Origin of the sequence: Nostoc sp. CmiVER01 (genome assembly GCF_034531135.2) — a bacterium.
Classification (GTDB): Bacteria; Cyanobacteriota; Cyanobacteriia; order Cyanobacteriales; family Nostocaceae; genus Nostoc.
In genome coordinates this window covers 69,851-84,937 of sequence record NZ_JAVRBU020000002.1, presented here as the reverse complement: position 1 = coordinate 84,937, position 15,087 = coordinate 69,851, and the positions used below count along the sequence as shown (strand labels likewise).

The 15,087-nt window shown below is 34.8% G+C and carries 18 protein-coding genes; 13 read left to right on the top strand and 5 right to left on the bottom strand.

The window, feature by feature from the left end; translation table 11 throughout:
• Nucleotides 1-49 precede the first annotated feature (49 nt).
• Both RMZ43_RS03005 and RMZ43_RS03000 read left to right on the top strand, forming a co-directional pair.
• Complete coding sequence (locus RMZ43_RS03005; RefSeq protein ID WP_322654690.1) at nucleotides 50-1,177, top strand: tyrosine-type recombinase/integrase; 1,128 nt, start codon at nucleotides 50-52, stop codon at nucleotides 1,175-1,177.
• Between the two features lie 24 nt (nucleotides 1,178-1,201).
• A complete protein-coding gene (locus RMZ43_RS03000; RefSeq protein ID WP_322654691.1) occupies nucleotides 1,202-1,396 on the top strand; it encodes a hypothetical protein in 195 nt (64 codons plus the stop codon).
• 83 nt (nucleotides 1,397-1,479) lie between these two features.
• Here RMZ43_RS03000 and RMZ43_RS02995 read toward each other — a convergent pair whose 3' ends face one another.
• From RMZ43_RS02995 to RMZ43_RS02975, 5 genes are all read right to left on the bottom strand, one after another.
• Complete coding sequence (locus tag RMZ43_RS02995) at nucleotides 1,480-1,740, bottom strand: hypothetical protein (RefSeq protein WP_322654692.1); 261 nt, start codon at nucleotides 1,738-1,740, stop codon at nucleotides 1,480-1,482.
• A 509-nt stretch (nucleotides 1,741-2,249) separates the two neighbouring features.
• Nucleotides 2,250-3,794, bottom strand: coding sequence for a hypothetical protein (locus RMZ43_RS02990; RefSeq protein WP_322654693.1), 1,545 nt, complete (start codon nucleotides 3,792-3,794; stop codon nucleotides 2,250-2,252).
• A 77-nt stretch (nucleotides 3,795-3,871) separates the two neighbouring features.
• Complete coding sequence (locus RMZ43_RS02985) at nucleotides 3,872-4,621, bottom strand: phage regulatory protein/antirepressor Ant (protein WP_322654694.1); 750 nt, start codon at nucleotides 4,619-4,621, stop codon at nucleotides 3,872-3,874.
• Between the two features lie 85 nt (nucleotides 4,622-4,706).
• Nucleotides 4,707-4,874 (bottom strand): hypothetical protein, encoded by a 168-nt coding sequence (locus RMZ43_RS02980; protein WP_322654695.1) that lies wholly within the window; start codon nucleotides 4,872-4,874, stop codon nucleotides 4,707-4,709.
• Between the two features lie 457 nt (nucleotides 4,875-5,331).
• Nucleotides 5,332-5,517, bottom strand: a complete 186-nt coding sequence (locus tag RMZ43_RS02975) for a hypothetical protein (RefSeq protein WP_322654696.1) — start codon at nucleotides 5,515-5,517, stop codon at nucleotides 5,332-5,334.
• 1,128 nt (nucleotides 5,518-6,645) lie between these two features.
• Here RMZ43_RS02975 and RMZ43_RS02970 point away from each other — a divergent pair.
• Genes RMZ43_RS02970 through RMZ43_RS02920 form a run of 11 tightly spaced genes read left to right on the top strand, consistent with a single transcriptional unit; the run spans nucleotide 6,646 to nucleotide 15,084 of the window.
• The gene (locus RMZ43_RS02970) at nucleotides 6,646-8,076 is read left to right on the top strand and encodes a hypothetical protein (RefSeq protein ID WP_322654697.1); all 1,431 of its coding nucleotides are present in this window, start codon (nucleotides 6,646-6,648) and stop codon (nucleotides 8,074-8,076) included.
• 16 nt (nucleotides 8,077-8,092) lie between these two features.
• Nucleotides 8,093-8,260 carry a hypothetical protein gene (locus RMZ43_RS02965; protein ID WP_322654698.1) on the top strand — a complete coding sequence of 56 codons (168 nt, stop codon included), beginning with the start codon at nucleotides 8,093-8,095 and terminating at the stop codon, nucleotides 8,258-8,260.
• 2 nt (nucleotides 8,261-8,262) lie between these two features.
• Nucleotides 8,263-8,631, top strand: a complete 369-nt coding sequence (locus RMZ43_RS02960) for a hypothetical protein (RefSeq protein ID WP_322654699.1) — start codon at nucleotides 8,263-8,265, stop codon at nucleotides 8,629-8,631.
• Between the two features lie 28 nt (nucleotides 8,632-8,659).
• Nucleotides 8,660-9,028, top strand: coding sequence for a hypothetical protein (locus RMZ43_RS02955; RefSeq protein ID WP_322654700.1), 369 nt, complete (start codon nucleotides 8,660-8,662; stop codon nucleotides 9,026-9,028).
• A 25-nt stretch (nucleotides 9,029-9,053) separates the two neighbouring features.
• Nucleotides 9,054-10,124: a hypothetical protein gene (locus RMZ43_RS02950; RefSeq protein WP_322654701.1), complete on the top strand. Its 1,071-nt coding sequence runs from the start codon at nucleotides 9,054-9,056 to the stop codon at nucleotides 10,122-10,124.
• 42 nt (nucleotides 10,125-10,166) lie between these two features.
• On the top strand, nucleotides 10,167-10,838 hold the full coding sequence (locus RMZ43_RS02945; protein ID WP_322654702.1) for a hypothetical protein: 672 nt from the start codon (nucleotides 10,167-10,169) through the stop codon (nucleotides 10,836-10,838).
• A 9-nt stretch (nucleotides 10,839-10,847) separates the two neighbouring features.
• The gene (locus RMZ43_RS02940; RefSeq protein ID WP_322654703.1) at nucleotides 10,848-11,885 is read left to right on the top strand and encodes a hypothetical protein; all 1,038 of its coding nucleotides are present in this window, start codon (nucleotides 10,848-10,850) and stop codon (nucleotides 11,883-11,885) included.
• On the top strand, nucleotides 11,885-13,078 hold the full coding sequence (locus RMZ43_RS02935) for a hypothetical protein (RefSeq protein ID WP_322654704.1): 1,194 nt from the start codon (nucleotides 11,885-11,887) through the stop codon (nucleotides 13,076-13,078). Before RMZ43_RS02940 ends, RMZ43_RS02935 begins: the two co-directional genes overlap by 1 nt.
• Nucleotides 13,079-13,082: 4 nt before the next feature.
• The gene (locus RMZ43_RS02930; protein WP_322654705.1) at nucleotides 13,083-13,721 is read left to right on the top strand and encodes a hypothetical protein; all 639 of its coding nucleotides are present in this window, start codon (nucleotides 13,083-13,085) and stop codon (nucleotides 13,719-13,721) included.
• Between the two features lie 59 nt (nucleotides 13,722-13,780).
• Nucleotides 13,781-14,596, top strand: coding sequence for a hypothetical protein (locus RMZ43_RS02925; protein WP_322654706.1), 816 nt, complete (start codon nucleotides 13,781-13,783; stop codon nucleotides 14,594-14,596).
• A gap of 5 nt (nucleotides 14,597-14,601) precedes the next feature.
• Nucleotides 14,602-15,084 (top strand): hypothetical protein, encoded by a 483-nt coding sequence (locus RMZ43_RS02920; protein WP_322654707.1) that lies wholly within the window; start codon nucleotides 14,602-14,604, stop codon nucleotides 15,082-15,084.
• The last annotated feature ends 3 nt before the right edge of the window (nucleotides 15,085-15,087 follow it).

The window sequence follows — 15,087 nt, the reverse complement described above, 5'->3', positions numbered from 1 at the left end:
ACTCTCCTTTGACTATCCAATGACTATCCAAAATAGTCAAAGGATTACCATGAAAGTTGGTATTGAAGTATCTAAAGGTTATCTTAGATTAAGATTTCCTAGAGCTTTATTTAATGGCAATCAGAAATACTTATCATTAAATTTAGCTGACACTGTTGAGAATCAAGTTGCTGCTGAGATTCAGGCACGACGAATAGAGTTAGATATCCTAGCTGGTTATTTTGACCCTACCCTTGCCAAATACAAAGCTGACCACACCGCTACCCCTAAGAAACAAAAGGTATACAGCCTACTTGAGTTATGGGAAAAGTATACTCAGTTTAAAAGTGGTCAAGTACAGGAATCAACTCTTGTCCGTGACTACTCATTAATAGAGAAGCGCATCAAAGCATTACCTACTACTGATGCTAATCAAGCAGTGTTGATAAGGAATCATTTACTGAGTACTTATTCTGCTGAAACAGCCAAGCGCACTCTTAAACAACTGAATGCTTGCTGTAATTGGGCTGTCCTATCTAAGCTAATAGAAAGTAATCCTTTCAAAGATTTAGCTAAAGGTATTAAGACCAAAAGAAAAGATAGTACTATACTCACTTTTAACAGAGAGGAAATAAGTATTATTGTTGATGCTTTTATTAGCAATAAATATTGTCCTAAGTATTCACCACTGCCTCATTCATATTATGCCAATTATGTTCGTCTATTATTTCTCTCAGGCTGTAGACCTGAAGAAGCTGTGGCATTGAAGTGGAAACATATTACTCCTACACATATCACATTTGCTGAAGCTGTACCTTCTGATGTCAGGATAAGGAAAGACACAAAAACTCACCAAATTAGATTATTTCCTATCAATAATCAATTGAGAGAGCTTTTGAATGATATTGGGTATGGAGGAGGGGAAACATTATTGTTTTGTTCACGCAATTGTAGAGAGCTAAATACGCATAATTTTCTCAATAGAACATGGAAACCAGTATTAAATAATTTAGTCAATGATAAGTTGATTAGATATTATTTACCTCAATATAACTGCCGTCACACTTTTATTACCCTATGTTTGGAAGCAGGTATTAGTGTTAAACAAGTTGCTGACATGGTGGGTAATTCTCCTGAAGTAATCTACAAGCATTATTCAGGAATAATCAAACAACTTGAAGTACCAGAAATATTTTAAACATCAATCAACTAAGGAGTCCCTATGGAAGTGAACCTTCCCGCTTTGATAAAATATTTGACTTTACTTTCTGAATTAGAAGATGGAGATGAAATTCTTGTTAATGGGTACACTGTCAAGCGAGAAGGTAATAAAATCTGGCAACATATTTTTGATTATGCTGAAGAAGATGAAATTGATGAAGAAATTATAGAAGGTGAAGAGGATAAACAAGACTAAATTAGAAAAATAATAACCTGATGAGCCTCTGTTTTTAGGGGTTGACCATCAGGTTTTCTTTATATGAAGGAGCTAATATTAAGTTAGCTTATTCCTCTATTTACTATATAGTGCATTAGCTCCTCATTCTTTTCTAATAGGTGTTCCACCATAGCAATATACTCTGGCGGGTTATTTGGGTTAGCTACCATATTTGCCACCACCTTACTAGAGTCATAAAGTAGATTACCGTCAATATTAGTAGAGAATACTTCCAGTAATAGTAATTGAACTTTATTTAACTTAGCAGACACCTCTTTTTTAACTGGGTCAAGTTTAGGCGCGACGTTATCATCCTCTGTCATATTTACACTTGTTTAATCAAGTACCTGCCCACCATAGCCATCAAGCTAGCTAACGTATGTGACTTAAATCACCAATAAATAATATTTATTCTTTGATTAACATAAAATCAAGCAGATTAATGGGGGTTAATTAACTAATAACTGCTTGATGCTTAATTTCAAAAACGGGGAACTATTAAATGGCTGAAATGCTTGTAGAGTAAAGGTTAGAGGAGTGTATAGTTAGCTATATATGGATACCTATAAGTTAACTTACCTCATTCTCTATATCATCTTATCTCTACCTTCTACCTCCCTCTCTCTGTCCCTCTCTCCAACTTCCCTAGCTATTCAACCTCCTTCCTAAACCTACCTAACTTTTGCGGCTAACTTAAAACTTTGTTAACTTATGCACTCAATTTAACTAAATATCTAATTAAACTGAATGGGGCCATCTGATTTCAGTTAGGCCCATTTCTCTCTATATTCAATTCTTCTTCTACTGGCTAAAGTAATTTAACTCCCGCCCATTAAGCTATAGCCTTTTCTTCTAATACACAATACTTCAATCCACTCCTAAAGGCTGCCTGCTTTACTGCTTCATCTGGTATCTCCCCTATCACAATCAATCCATCATGCTCATTAGCCACCACTTTATAAGAGTACTTCAAGCTTTCTACGGTTAGCGCGTGTATAAAAGCTGATTCAATTCCCTGTAGAATAAATGCAGATAGCATAGCTTTTAACTTCCACTCAGGATGAGCTTTAGATTCCTTAGTGTAATTAAACTTAATACCAGCCGCATTCTCTAAATAGATACATCCTCTACCCAATCTACCTGCCTTAAGCACCCAAGTTTTTAGTAACCAATCATGCCACAGGTCTAATTGTTCTTTGAGTGGAGCTACCACTTTATTAAACATTGCTAAATACTCCAATGTTTTAACTTCATCCCTACCTGATTCTTCATAGAGATAATTAAGTAACGCGGTGTCAATAGCTTGCATCTTATGCTTATTCTTTTCAATCTGTGCTGACATCTTTTTAGAGGTATGCTTATTTGGTTTAGATAAGGTAGCCCCAAACAACAAACTACATAGGCAACTCTTCCAACAATCTACAGATATACCCACCTGGGCAGCATACTCTTTCTTAGCATTAGGGTTACTTCTGTACTCCTCTAACCAGCTTGTATCCAACCCTGCTAATTCAAACTGCTGCTGTAACCCGCTAACTTGACTTGCTTTCAAATCATAGTTACGCAATTCATTTACCCCAGTATATGCTGCTGCTTTCATCTTTCTACTACAACACTGTAATCCTCTAATAGCATAAATTCTGCCACTCATCTTTACCTCATAGACAGGTACATAACTCCATAGGTTCTCATCTATTTGTAAAGCATTATTATCTATAGAAGCAAACCAAGTTTCATCTGCTTTATACTGACCAAAAGCAGTCTTGTATTCTTTACTACCCACACCATAAGTATCTTTAGCATCTTGTAATTTAGATTCCAGCCCAGCTATATGTTTTTTAATCTCTGTCATATTAAATAAACTTTCTTTGATTATCCTTACAGAGCTGGTTACTAATTCAGAATACTCATTGTCATTGCCATCAACAGTTCTACTAACCTGCTTTTTATTATCTTTCTTACCAGTAAATAAGTTATACTTATCACTCTTAAATCTATCTTCAGCGTTAACTGGTGCTAGTTGTATAAATTTGAGTATAAGATTATCTAATACTTTGAACTCTCTACTCTTGTGCATAACAATTGAGTATTCAGTTACCTCAATTAAGCCTGCTTCTTCTAATACTTTCCAACTAGCCTCCCTCAACTTATTCTTAATCAACCCAGAGTAAACAGGTATCCACTCAGACCAATCTAAGTTTACTAATGAGCTAACTAATATATGTTTAAATAGATGCTGAGTATCTTTATTGAACCCACCTACGAGAGAATCAACATAGTCTAACTGCTCCTTAATCACCTTATACTTGTTAATTACATAGCCTGAATAGACAGAGCTTACTTCCTCACTGCCACCAAAAACATTATTAATATCCATAGATAAAAGTTATACTAAGTATAGTAGTTAATATATGAGTAAGGGTAAGTCTATTGCCTACCCTTTCGTTTAAATATTTAAGCGGCTTTGGATGGGATAATATAATCAGCTTCTTTTAATAGTCCAATAATAAACTCCACCCCTTTAGGAGTAACCAAAGTAACTGTATAAACTTTGCCGTTATATGATGTCTTTTGTATGCAAGTAAAGTAGCCACTATTAATATGCTTCTGGTAAGGAATATTCTGACCAAATAATACTTGGTGCTTTCTAAGAAACGCAAACAGATTATTCTGTCCCAATCCTTTTATAGATAGAATCCTAGCTAAATCCCCTACCTTAACGTTTTGACCTGCTTCACATATAACGTTGTATAGTTCAACCTTTGGAGCCATCTCAATTACTTTAGATTCAGCAGCAGCAGCCTTCAATGCTAGTTGGCTCTTCTCTTCTTCTGCAACCACTAAAGCTTTCAACGCAGTTAAGTAATCATTAGGTAATTGGGGTTGAATAACCTTCTCTCTAGCCCCCTTAAATGCTTTAACTAAATTAATCTTTGCTTGCCTAGCTTCAGGAGTATTCTTAACAAAGGTTAAAAGTAAATAACACTGGTCTTCATTTAAGAAGTAAAAACTAGTTTGCTGAATTCCTCCAGCAGTTTCTAAGGTCTCCGTTTCAAACGCGACCCTTCCAAAGCCTTCAAAATCAGCTTGATAAGTTTTGAGCAGCTCTTTTAGATTCTTATGTTGGATACCCAACTCAGTCGCCACCAATCTTGAATCTACTACTAAGGAGCTATCAATGGTTTGAATATTTAGTTTAGTCATATAATTGTAAGAAGTATTATTTTAAAATTTATTTGAGTAATTTATTTAGCCAGCCCTTTTATAAGAGCTGGTTTTATTTATAGGATTAAGTTAAAGAAGAAGAGAAAGGATGACTCTCATACTCAGCCAAATAAAGCTGAACTGCCTTTCGGATAATGTCACTTTTATCAAGTCCTTCAAGCTGAGCTACTTTTTCAAGCTTGGAATTGTGACCTGCAAATAATCTGATTGAAGTTATTTTATCTAGTTTCATAAGTTTTAATCTCTAGGTTCGCTTATACACCTATTATATTCTGTTCCATAACTAATGGCCATAGCTAAAGTTGTATTAATTGAGCAACCTAATTAAGCCGCTATCCATAAACATATATACAGTAATAGAAGATAACTAATACATTCACCCATTGATAAAAACTCAAAGATAACTTCAGTCAAGTAAGGCAACCTTTACAACCTGTAACTTTTGATAACTGCAATAACTTATCTGAATTCAGGTTTCTTACCTCAGCCATCTTCTAAGTTAATCAACTAAGTCAGCTCACTTTACTTCAACTAATTTAGTTTGCTTCAGTCTAATACCTTAATTAACTCAGCTAAACTCAGTTAACTTCACTTTGCTGGCTAAAAGTTGTAGCAGACTGCATATAGCTTTCTTCACATTTCAGGTGCGTAATTGTGGATACTACTTCCACTAAGTCTACTTCAGTTAGTTAACTTACCTTAGCCACCTGTCTTCTGCTGTCTACAGTTTGTTTAATTAAACTAAACAAAGCTAATAACAATAAAGCTATCACCCTAGCTAACTTAAATGTAAACCTAACTACAGCCTTCATATCCTCAGTAAACTCAGTTGATTGAACTTCTATTAATGCTTGATTGAAATATGTTGTACTCATTTTATTATTCCTTAATGTTGATAGAGCGTATTACTTTGCTGTCTACCACTAAATAAACTAATTAGAAAGCTTTGTTAATCTGTTAATGAAGCATAGTTAACTTAAGCTTTGCTGTCTACCTATTGATAGCCTTAATTAAACCGTTACTGAATATCAGCAAGCTAATCTTCTGCTGTGTGTGAGAAGATTGCTATGTTAATTTGTTAGCACCTAATGTTCTCTTAGTAGGTGCAGGATACTACTCAATGGTGAGCAGATAAACCTGACATCTCTTAGCACGTAAGCGTAGCAATATAGTTAGCATAAGTGAGAAGCTAAAGGTCTCTTATAGAATGAAAAGAATAAAGAATGGATATATGTATACTTAGGGAGTATACACCCTCACCTTACCTACTAGCCTAATCACCTATGCTAACTCTCCCCCACCAAAGGTAGGGCTAACTAATCTACTAAGCTCTAAAGTAATAGACTCTTTGGAAATTACTAACCATTGTTTTCACTTCCAGTCTTATTACAGTTGTATGGTACCTCTGGCAAGCATAGCTCACCGTACTCATACACATAGATGCTTTTCCATTAGTTATTAGAGAGCTACTTATTACTTACTAACCATTGCGTTCAGTAATAAGTATTCACATAGATAACCGCTTTCAGTAAGGCAATCAGCTAGTCTCTACAGTTAACTTCAACTCCACCCTCAAGGGGTCTCTGGAGGCGTACTTCTGTAGAGAACTTATAGTTTAACTTCAACTCCTGTGTCAAAGCACCTCTGGAGGCGTACCACTATAAGTAAGTTAGATAACTAACTTCATTCAACAAGCAGAATTGAACCGACACACAATCTTCCTAAGAAGCAGAATAGGTTCTTACACAATCTTGTTGCGCTGATGTTAAGGGCATTAACATAATAATAAAAAAGGGATAGTATATCACCCTATTATTAAACATTAATACAGTTAACTAATAAAAGTTTAATTAACCCTGCCGCTATAAGTCACCTGCCCCCGACTACCCCATACAGATACATATATATTTAACCCTACTACTATCTATTTCTGTAAACTGACTTTATCCTACTTTCAACTCAGTTAACATAGTAGTATAAATTAGTTATAAATATTATTTCAAATGGCTACAAAACAAGAATTATCAGATGCCTATAAAGGTATCAACCCTGCCACTGGTAAGGAATTGCCTATAAAGTTAGTTCAGTTAATAGTAGAGCAAATTAGAGCATTTTTATTAGGAGATGGTTTTGAAAAGAAGATTAAGTTCTTAGCAACTAACTCTGCTGAACAAACTGAACTTGATGCTAAGTTAACTGAATTAAAACTATATATCTTACTAAATGATTTGTATTTAGAGGTGCCACTATATGGAGAAAGCTTCATTGATATTAGTGGTGGTGTTCTAAGACATATTAAATCATTAGATGTAAAAGATGTAAAGGTTGACCCAACAGACCCCCTTAAAATTGTCTATCTAAAAGAGAAAAGAGAGTTTTATAATGCTACTGAAAACAAATATAAAACTATTGATGTTGAGCATTACTTAGCAATTATTAATCCAGCAGAAAGTGAAAGTGATTTAGATTTATTAGACCTTCCTAACTTTAAATATTTTATGAAAGTGGGTAGTAGTGAACCTATTGAAATGGGCGATCGCATTCCTATTATTAGAGTAGTAGATAGTTTAAATGGCAGGGAATCTGTATCAGCAGTAGATAGAATTGTATTTCTACAATTGGAATATTCTGAAGTCCGCAGTAGAATTAATCTGCATGGTAAGCACCACAAGCCTCAATTATTTACAATTGGAACTTCCGCCCCAGCAGTAATTGGTAGAAGTAATTCTGTTAGAGGAGAATCAGTTGAATCTGCCACTGGTTCTTCTGAATTTCAAACTGCTTTTACTAATGATGCTGCATCTATTATACATTTACCTATTAGTGCTGCTGCTGCTGAGTCAGGTATTACTCCTAAAATTGGTTATTTACAGCCAATTGATTCAACATATTTAGAGCGCCAACGACTAATTATTCTACAAGATATTTATAGCTTAACTGGTGTAATGGTTTTAGAACTACAAAATGCTAGGTCAGCCAGTAGTTCATCCTCTCTTTCTGTACTTTATGAACCCTTGCAACGGGCCACTTTAAATAGAGCAAGTTATTTATTATCAGCTATTTCTACAATATTTGCAGAGTTAGGAATTACTATTAACTATAGAATAGAACTTCCTGATATGATGCCCAGGAATGTAGAAGACAGAAAGCTACAAATTGAAGCAGTAAAAAATAAACTTGTATCACGTAAAAGATACTTAATTCAGTCAGAAGGATTAAGTGAGGAAGAAGCAATTAAAGAATTAGAACAGTTAGATAATGAGAAAGGTTTAAACATTCAATATTCTGCTTCTTTTGTTGATTCTAAGGATGTGCCTAATGCAGACAATAGTACATTATTTTCGGATAGAGCTATTAGTACTACTGAGACTAAATTTAATATAATAGATACAGCAACTGAAACCGACCCAGATAATACAATTAATAATAGTTAATAATTACATTTAGTATATGAAAGTAAAAGTCTCTTTAGAAGATGATGAGTTTTACATAACAGTTTGGCAGGATGGAAGCTATGAAGTTACCACACAACTAAATGCTCTTTATTATGAGAATTATGAAGACTTTTTAGTTAACATTCCTCTAGATGAAATACCTCAACTATTACAAAAAACTTAACTATGGATGAGCAAACACAATCAGTAAATGAAACTGAATTAGACTTAGGTCTAGAAACACTTACACCAGTAGCTCCTCAAATTGATTATGAGGCTGCGATCGCAAAGGCTAAACCTGACTTTCAAAGGATTGTAAAGCTGTTAGGAATTCAACCAACTGGTTCTACTCAAGAAGAAGTAGATGCAGATATTCTCACTAAGCAAAAAGCTTTTGAAGAAGATTTGAAAACTAATACAGTCCCTAAAATTAAATCAGCTTTAGAAGCTTTAACCGCTAAGGCAGCAGGTAATAGTTCTACTAAGCCTGGTGTTTCAGTTAACTTTCAACCTCAACAAGCAGAACGTAAAGTTAAGTCTTGGAAAGGTTATTAATCTCTATAATTTATATTTATAAAATTCTATGTTAAATGTAGCTTACAACACAATTCTATACCGTTTCATTTCCTCAGCTATCTTAGATGGCAGCATCATTAATGTGATTGCATCAGTAGATATTCCAGAAGGGGCAGTAGTTTCTCTTAACTCTAGTGGTCAAGCTATCCTTGCAACCGCTTCTACTGTTCCAGTTGGTATAGCACGTTACTCACGTAAAGCTGGCACAAGCCTTGCTGTTGAAGGTTCTTGCATCATTGAAAACAAAAGTGGTACTTCCTTGGCTCTTACACCTGGAACTGCTGTGTTTGCTGGAGCTGGTGGTATTGTAGCTGGTACAGGAACTAATAAAGTTGGTGTTGCACTAACTGCTGACCGAATTAAAATCTCACTTTAATTAATTATTTAAATTAAAAAAATATATGACTTACAATACCACCTATTTTGGTGAATTAAATTCTAATGATTCGGAGTTAATAACAATTGATAACATCTCTGTAGTAAGTATTGTCCGTGAATTAGAAATGGACATGATGTACTATGGTACTGTAAATGATACCTTTTTAGGTTCCTTAGTAGAGATTGTTACAACTCCTCAGAAGATTGTTAAGTATTATGATGGAGAAGACCTAGAAGTTTATACAGAGGCAGCTCGTCCTACCTCACGGGAGACAGTTTGGGATTATGTTCAAGAAATTCCTTTCCAAGAATACTTTACTGCACTTCAGTTAACCAGCCGTGCTGTACAACTAATGACAGCAGATGAGATTGCGGGTTATGTACAAGCTAAACTTACCAGCTTCCAAAAGTCTAGGTTCTCTAGCTTACGCCAAGCAATCTTTAATAATACTAACCGCGTAATAGTTGATAGCCTCAACAAATATCAAACCACCTCTTTACCTTTCTACAACAGTAATACTTCTGTAGCTTCACCTTCTATCCGTGGTTATAACTTTGTACCTGGGGATCTACAACATTACTCTGCTGTTGCCACTGCTAATGCTCCTACCTTAAATGAAGTCCGTACAAAGCTGATTGACAAGGTTCGCCATCATGGTTTCCGTCAGTTAGAGATTTGGGTATCTGATTATGATTACTCTCTGGAATTGCTAACAGGATTTGTAGCTGCGGAAGGTCAAATAGGACGTAACATTCAGATTGCTACAGGTACAGTTAATGGTGAGCGTCAACGTCAACTAAGCCCATTTGAAGGTCTGATTGGTTTCATTTCCAATGTTCCTATTATCAAAACTCCAGTAGTTCCAGTTGGATATGCCTTGTGTATTGCTACTGATGGGGGGCCTAACCGCACACCTTTACTTAGCCGCCAACCTCAAGTAGCTTCACTAGCTGGACTGCAAGTAGATGTTAAGTCTACCTTTGCTTTAGAAAACACAAATATGACAGATGGTTGGGGATTTGCTCCTAATCACCGTGGTGCTGCTGCTGTACTTCAATTGAATGCTACTAACTATACTGCTCCTAACGTATAAAGCTAATTGAATGGAGGGTTTAATTCCCTCCTATAAAATATTATGTTTGCAGATTTAGAAAGGTATAAAGCATTAGAAAGAGATTTACTAACCTCTTCTATAACTAATCAGTTCTCTGGATTAGTATACGTACCAGCAATAACATACAACACAGGTGGTTTTCAACAGACTTTACAGACTGCTGGAGCTGTAACTATAAATATAGATAATGCCACCTGCACTTTACAAAGTACTGATTACCCTGCATATTTCATACCAGGATATGTAGCTGATACTGCTGCTATCACTAATAAATTTAACTCAATTTCATTAAGTTCTCCAAGCACTTCTGTACTTGAGTTATTTGATAAAGAAGTATTAACAACCCATATAAATACCCAATACTGGTACCCTAATAATTTACCTGCAAGTTCTTGGGGTAGACCTAGACAAAATCCTTTTAATATAAGTTATTTGTTTCATGTAGGCTCTTCTAAAACTTTTGTAGCAATAAACAATTACTATCAATATAGTGATTCAGGACTACTTTTAGTTAACCTTTTAGAAGTTTATCAACAGGTAGCTCAGACTTTTAATAATAACGTTAATGTCAGAGTAACTGGGTCTAGTATGACTTATCAACAGTACACTCCTGCTACTGTTAGTGGACTTCAAGGTTTATCTAAAAACACTATTATAAATTATATAAAAAGATTCCCTGATAGAATAACTTAATAAATATATATGTCAGTATCAATTGTTTGGAATGACTTTTTTAATAATTATTTACGCTCAGTTTTAAATGATACTGCTACCACTATTCTTGACAATAATAGATGTAACTTATTAACCCTTACAGTAGTATCAGATTTACAATCTAAAGGTTTAATAGATATACAAGCTACCCTATCTAGTGGTGCTATAACTTCATTACAAGCTGATGTTATTGATGCATGGAATCTTATAGGCTTTGGTGTCAAATACTATTATGTAAATGACCCTGTAGTTAAGTATGATTCTGCTTCTGGAACTTCTATTACTAGAGATAGGGAATTAATAGAAAAAGCTCAAACAGATTATTTTCTACATTTAAAAGCTTACATTACTATTAATAAGTTAGCTACATTAACTGCTGCTCAATTCTGGACTCAGAAAGATGTTGTAGACCTTATAGGTAGTGGAGCTTCAAAGAGTTGTTGTAAAGATACTTTAGAAGAAAAGTTAGCAATTATTGAGGCTGAAAAGAATGCTAAGTTAGCTCAAATTGGTAGAGAAGAAGATAGAGATATTAATCTACAAGACCAGAAAAGGCTTACAGCTATTGAGCTAAAAGCAATTGATAGAAAGTACAAGTTAGAAGATAGAGAAGCATTAAGGGAGAAGCAAGCTACCAATGGTGCATGGACATCAGCAGGTCAATTTACTATCTCTTACCTAGTTGATTATGGAGTAGATATGTCAGACACTGTAGCTATCTTCTCTAAGAAATTAGACAACACAGACTTTGCTATCCCAACACTTCTACAAGCTCAGACTTATATTGGTCAGTCTATTCCTAATAGTGGTTATAGAGAGTTAAACATAGAGATAACTGCCTCTGCAAACATTACCTACACTTTCAAAGCATTAGTAGGTTTATCTTATGAGGTAATAGGTATTCCAGTTACAGATAACAATATTGTTAAAAGATACTCATTAGCTAACACTACAGCTTACAGAATTGAGATAACTGGTACAGAGCCTAATACTGAAATCTATATTGATGCGGAGGCTTTAAGCTAATGTCTTGTGTAGGAGTCTCAGTTTTATGGGCTGGTAATTGGGCTAATGATAAAGTTTATAGAAAGAATCAAGGAGTTTTTTATAATGGTTCTAGCTATAGAGCTAATAAAACCACTACTCAAACACCTTCTAATACTGCTACAGATTGGGAGTTATTAGCCCAAGGTAATAGTAATGTTGCTTTAGACCAACTAAATAATGTACAGCTTACTAGCCCTAACAATGGTCAAGTATTAGCTTACAACTCTACAACTTCTAAATGGACTAACCAAACTGTTAGTAGTGGTGGAGGTTCAGGTGAAACTAACACTGCATCTAATGTAGGTACGGGTGGAGTTGGTGTATTTAAACAAAAGACTGGAGCCAACTTAGAATTTAAAAACATTAATGCTGGCTCAAATAAGTTAACAGTCAATAATGATGGTGCAAATAATGAAGTAGACATTGATGTAACTGAAGCTAATTTAACTTTAGGAAACCTTGGAGGAACATTACCTGTTAGCAAGGGAGGTACAGGATCTACTACGGCCTCTGATGCTTTAACTGCTTTAGGCGCAGCTCCCTCAAGTAATCTAACAAGTCACACATCAAATACTTCTAATCCACACTCTGTAACTGCTTCTCAAGTAGGTAAAGACACTGCTCAATGGAATGCTAACAAGTTGCAGGGTAGAGTAATTATTTCCAATGCACCTACTAATGGACAAGTACTAACATGGAATTCAACTAATGATGGTTGGACTCCTCAAAGCTCTGCTGGTAGTGGAGGAGGTGGAGTAGTTTTACAAACAGTACATACTACTAACGTTGCTTTTGATAGTAATTTAGGAGTAGGGGGTACTGCAAGTAGTACTTGGTATAGTACTAATCTTTCTGCTACAATAACTCCTCTTTCTGCAAGTTCTGTTATTCAAATAACTGGAACATTTAACGTAGTAAAAAGTACAAGTTCTGCAAGTAATTATTTTAATCTTAGAGTTTCTGCTAGTGATGGTTCGGCTAATCCTATTCAAGCTTTGAATGTAGGTAGAAGAGCAGATGCTTACCCTGAGTCAGTAGCCATTAACTTAAGAGTAAGTTCAACTAATACTAATAGCAGAAGTTATACCATTCAAGTTCAATTAGGTGGCACCAACTTTCAATTAGCACAATCAGCTTTATGTTCAATAACTCTTATGGAATTAGCAGGTTAATAAAATGGCAATAGAATTAACTCCAGATAAAGTTACTAATGACACTATTAATGTAAATGGTTTATCAGTAATATGGGAAGGAAATTGGTCTAGTACTAAAACTTATAGAAAGAACTTAGCTGTTAGTTATTTAGGGTCTAGTTATAGAGCTAATAAAACCACCACACAAGTACCTTCTTTAGGTAGTGTTGATTGGGATATCTTAGCTTTAGGTGGTAGTGGAAAGTTAATACAAGCAGTCTACGCAGAGTATAGTACAGAAGCAATAATAACTAATGGTACTCTTACTAATACAGGATTAAGTGTAACTATTACACCTACTAGTATAACTAATAGTCTTTACTTTTATATTCTCCTTAATGGCATTGTAAAGAGTAGTAGTGCTACCAGTGATAACATTTATCTTGCTGGTATTGGGATTTATAATAATACAACTTCTGCTTATGTTTACACCAGTAATATTGAAAGTGGAAGATTTACAACAACATATTGTCCCCCAATTTCAATAAACTGCAAAACGGCTATTACTAGTATTTTCCCTACTACTTATTTAATTAGAGCCAGTTCAGTTGGAGCTAACATAAAGTTTCAAAGTGGTGGTGCATATACTTCAAGTGTTATTGTACAAGAAGTTGCACCTTAATATGCTTACACAATAAACTTAATTAACTTAATAATAAATATTAATAAATTTATTTAAATATGACTAAAATTGCTTTACCTAATGGACAGTATGCTGACCAAATAATAGCTGCTCAAACTGGGGTAGGTGGTACTTATAAATTACCTGATGGAACCTATGCCCAAACTGTAGTACCTGTTGATGCTAATGGTAATGTAATTGTAGATAGCGGTAGTGGGGGTAGCTCTAGCCCTGCTACAAGTACAGCTTATGGAACTGTAAAAACTAATACTACTAGTTCTACTCCAGTTGTTTATTTAAGTTCTGAAGTAGATACCTTAAATGCTTCTAATGTTAATCTAGCCGGAACTCAAACTGTTTCAGGTGCTAAAACTTTTTCTAATGTAGTTAACATAACTAATAGTACTGCATCAAGCTCCACAACTACAGGAAGTTTAGTTACTGCTGGGGGTATGGGTGTTGGTGGAGCTATTACTGCTGGCTCTACCGTCCAAGCAACAGCTTATCTCACTCCTAATACAGGATTAGGTAACCCTACTTATAATACTAGAAGTCCAGGAACAAAATTTGTATTTTACCCTAATGTTAATGCAACAAACGTTGACTATGGAATAGGAGTAAGCGGGGGTACTTTTTGGTTAAGTGTACCTAGTACTAGTCAAGGTTTTTATTTTTTTGGTGGTACTACTTCTACAGCAAACATTAGTGGAACTGGGGTTATTACCGGAACTCAATTTAGGTTATCTGCTTTGAATACAGCTCCTACTTCAGCAACTGATACTGGAACAGCAGGAGAGATAAGAATTGATGCTAACTACATTTATTTTTGTACTAATGCTAATACATGGAAACGTACTGCACTTTCTACTTGGTAAATTAAATGGCTATTACTCAATACTTAGACCAGCCTTGTAATGGTTGGTCTTATGATGATACTAAAAATCTTTGGTTAAGTAGATATACTTTACAAAGACAGGTTTCTTTAAACTTAGGTCAAACAATTATTATTGGTGGTGTAATAGGAACTGTTTCTAGTAGCAGTGGTAACATCCCTTATCCTATAGGCAACCTATCTAATAATTATTTACTTAAAGCTTCTATCAACTTTAATACTACAGGGACTTTAACTTCTGTTAACTACTGGAAATTAGAAATTAGAGATATATCTAATGTATTAACATCTATAGATTTAATAGCAGGAGACTCTTTAGAAGCTACTGGTAATATTACTAAAACTAGTGGAGATTTAAATATCATATTACTAACAACTGGAAAGTATTTCTTATCATTTGTTAAAGTAGGTAATGCCCCTAATGCAATCAATCCAACTGTCCTTATAGAATACCAATTAAATAAACTTTAATAA

Coding starts and splice junctions, on each gene's coding strand:
- RMZ43_RS02945 (WP_322654702.1), top strand. CDS start 10,167: ATGTTTGCAGATTTAGAAAGGTATAAAGCATTAGAAAGAGATTTACTA.
- RMZ43_RS02955 (WP_322654700.1), top strand. CDS start 8,660: ATGTTAAATGTAGCTTACAACACAATTCTATACCGTTTCATTTCCTCA.
- RMZ43_RS02930 (WP_322654705.1), top strand. CDS start 13,083: ATGGCAATAGAATTAACTCCAGATAAAGTTACTAATGACACTATTAAT.
- RMZ43_RS02920 (WP_322654707.1), top strand. CDS start 14,602: ATGGCTATTACTCAATACTTAGACCAGCCTTGTAATGGTTGGTCTTAT.
- RMZ43_RS02950 (WP_322654701.1), top strand. CDS start 9,054: ATGACTTACAATACCACCTATTTTGGTGAATTAAATTCTAATGATTCG.
- RMZ43_RS02975 (WP_322654696.1), bottom strand. CDS start 5,517: ATGAGTACAACATATTTCAATCAAGCATTAATAGAAGTTCAATCAACT.
- RMZ43_RS02940 (WP_322654703.1), top strand. CDS start 10,848: ATGTCAGTATCAATTGTTTGGAATGACTTTTTTAATAATTATTTACGC.
- RMZ43_RS02995 (WP_322654692.1), bottom strand. CDS start 1,740: ATGACAGAGGATGATAACGTCGCGCCTAAACTTGACCCAGTTAAAAAA.
- RMZ43_RS02925 (WP_322654706.1), top strand. CDS start 13,781: ATGACTAAAATTGCTTTACCTAATGGACAGTATGCTGACCAAATAATA.
- RMZ43_RS03000 (WP_322654691.1), top strand. CDS start 1,202: ATGGAAGTGAACCTTCCCGCTTTGATAAAATATTTGACTTTACTTTCT.
- RMZ43_RS02935 (WP_322654704.1), top strand. CDS start 11,885: ATGTCTTGTGTAGGAGTCTCAGTTTTATGGGCTGGTAATTGGGCTAAT.
- RMZ43_RS02990 (WP_322654693.1), bottom strand. CDS start 3,794: ATGGATATTAATAATGTTTTTGGTGGCAGTGAGGAAGTAAGCTCTGTC.
- RMZ43_RS02965 (WP_322654698.1), top strand. CDS start 8,093: ATGAAAGTAAAAGTCTCTTTAGAAGATGATGAGTTTTACATAACAGTT.
- RMZ43_RS02970 (WP_322654697.1), top strand. CDS start 6,646: ATGGCTACAAAACAAGAATTATCAGATGCCTATAAAGGTATCAACCCT.
- RMZ43_RS02985 (WP_322654694.1), bottom strand. CDS start 4,621: ATGACTAAACTAAATATTCAAACCATTGATAGCTCCTTAGTAGTAGAT.
- RMZ43_RS02980 (WP_322654695.1), bottom strand. CDS start 4,874: ATGAAACTAGATAAAATAACTTCAATCAGATTATTTGCAGGTCACAAT.
- RMZ43_RS03005 (WP_322654690.1), top strand. CDS start 50: ATGAAAGTTGGTATTGAAGTATCTAAAGGTTATCTTAGATTAAGATTT.
- RMZ43_RS02960 (WP_322654699.1), top strand. CDS start 8,263: ATGGATGAGCAAACACAATCAGTAAATGAAACTGAATTAGACTTAGGT.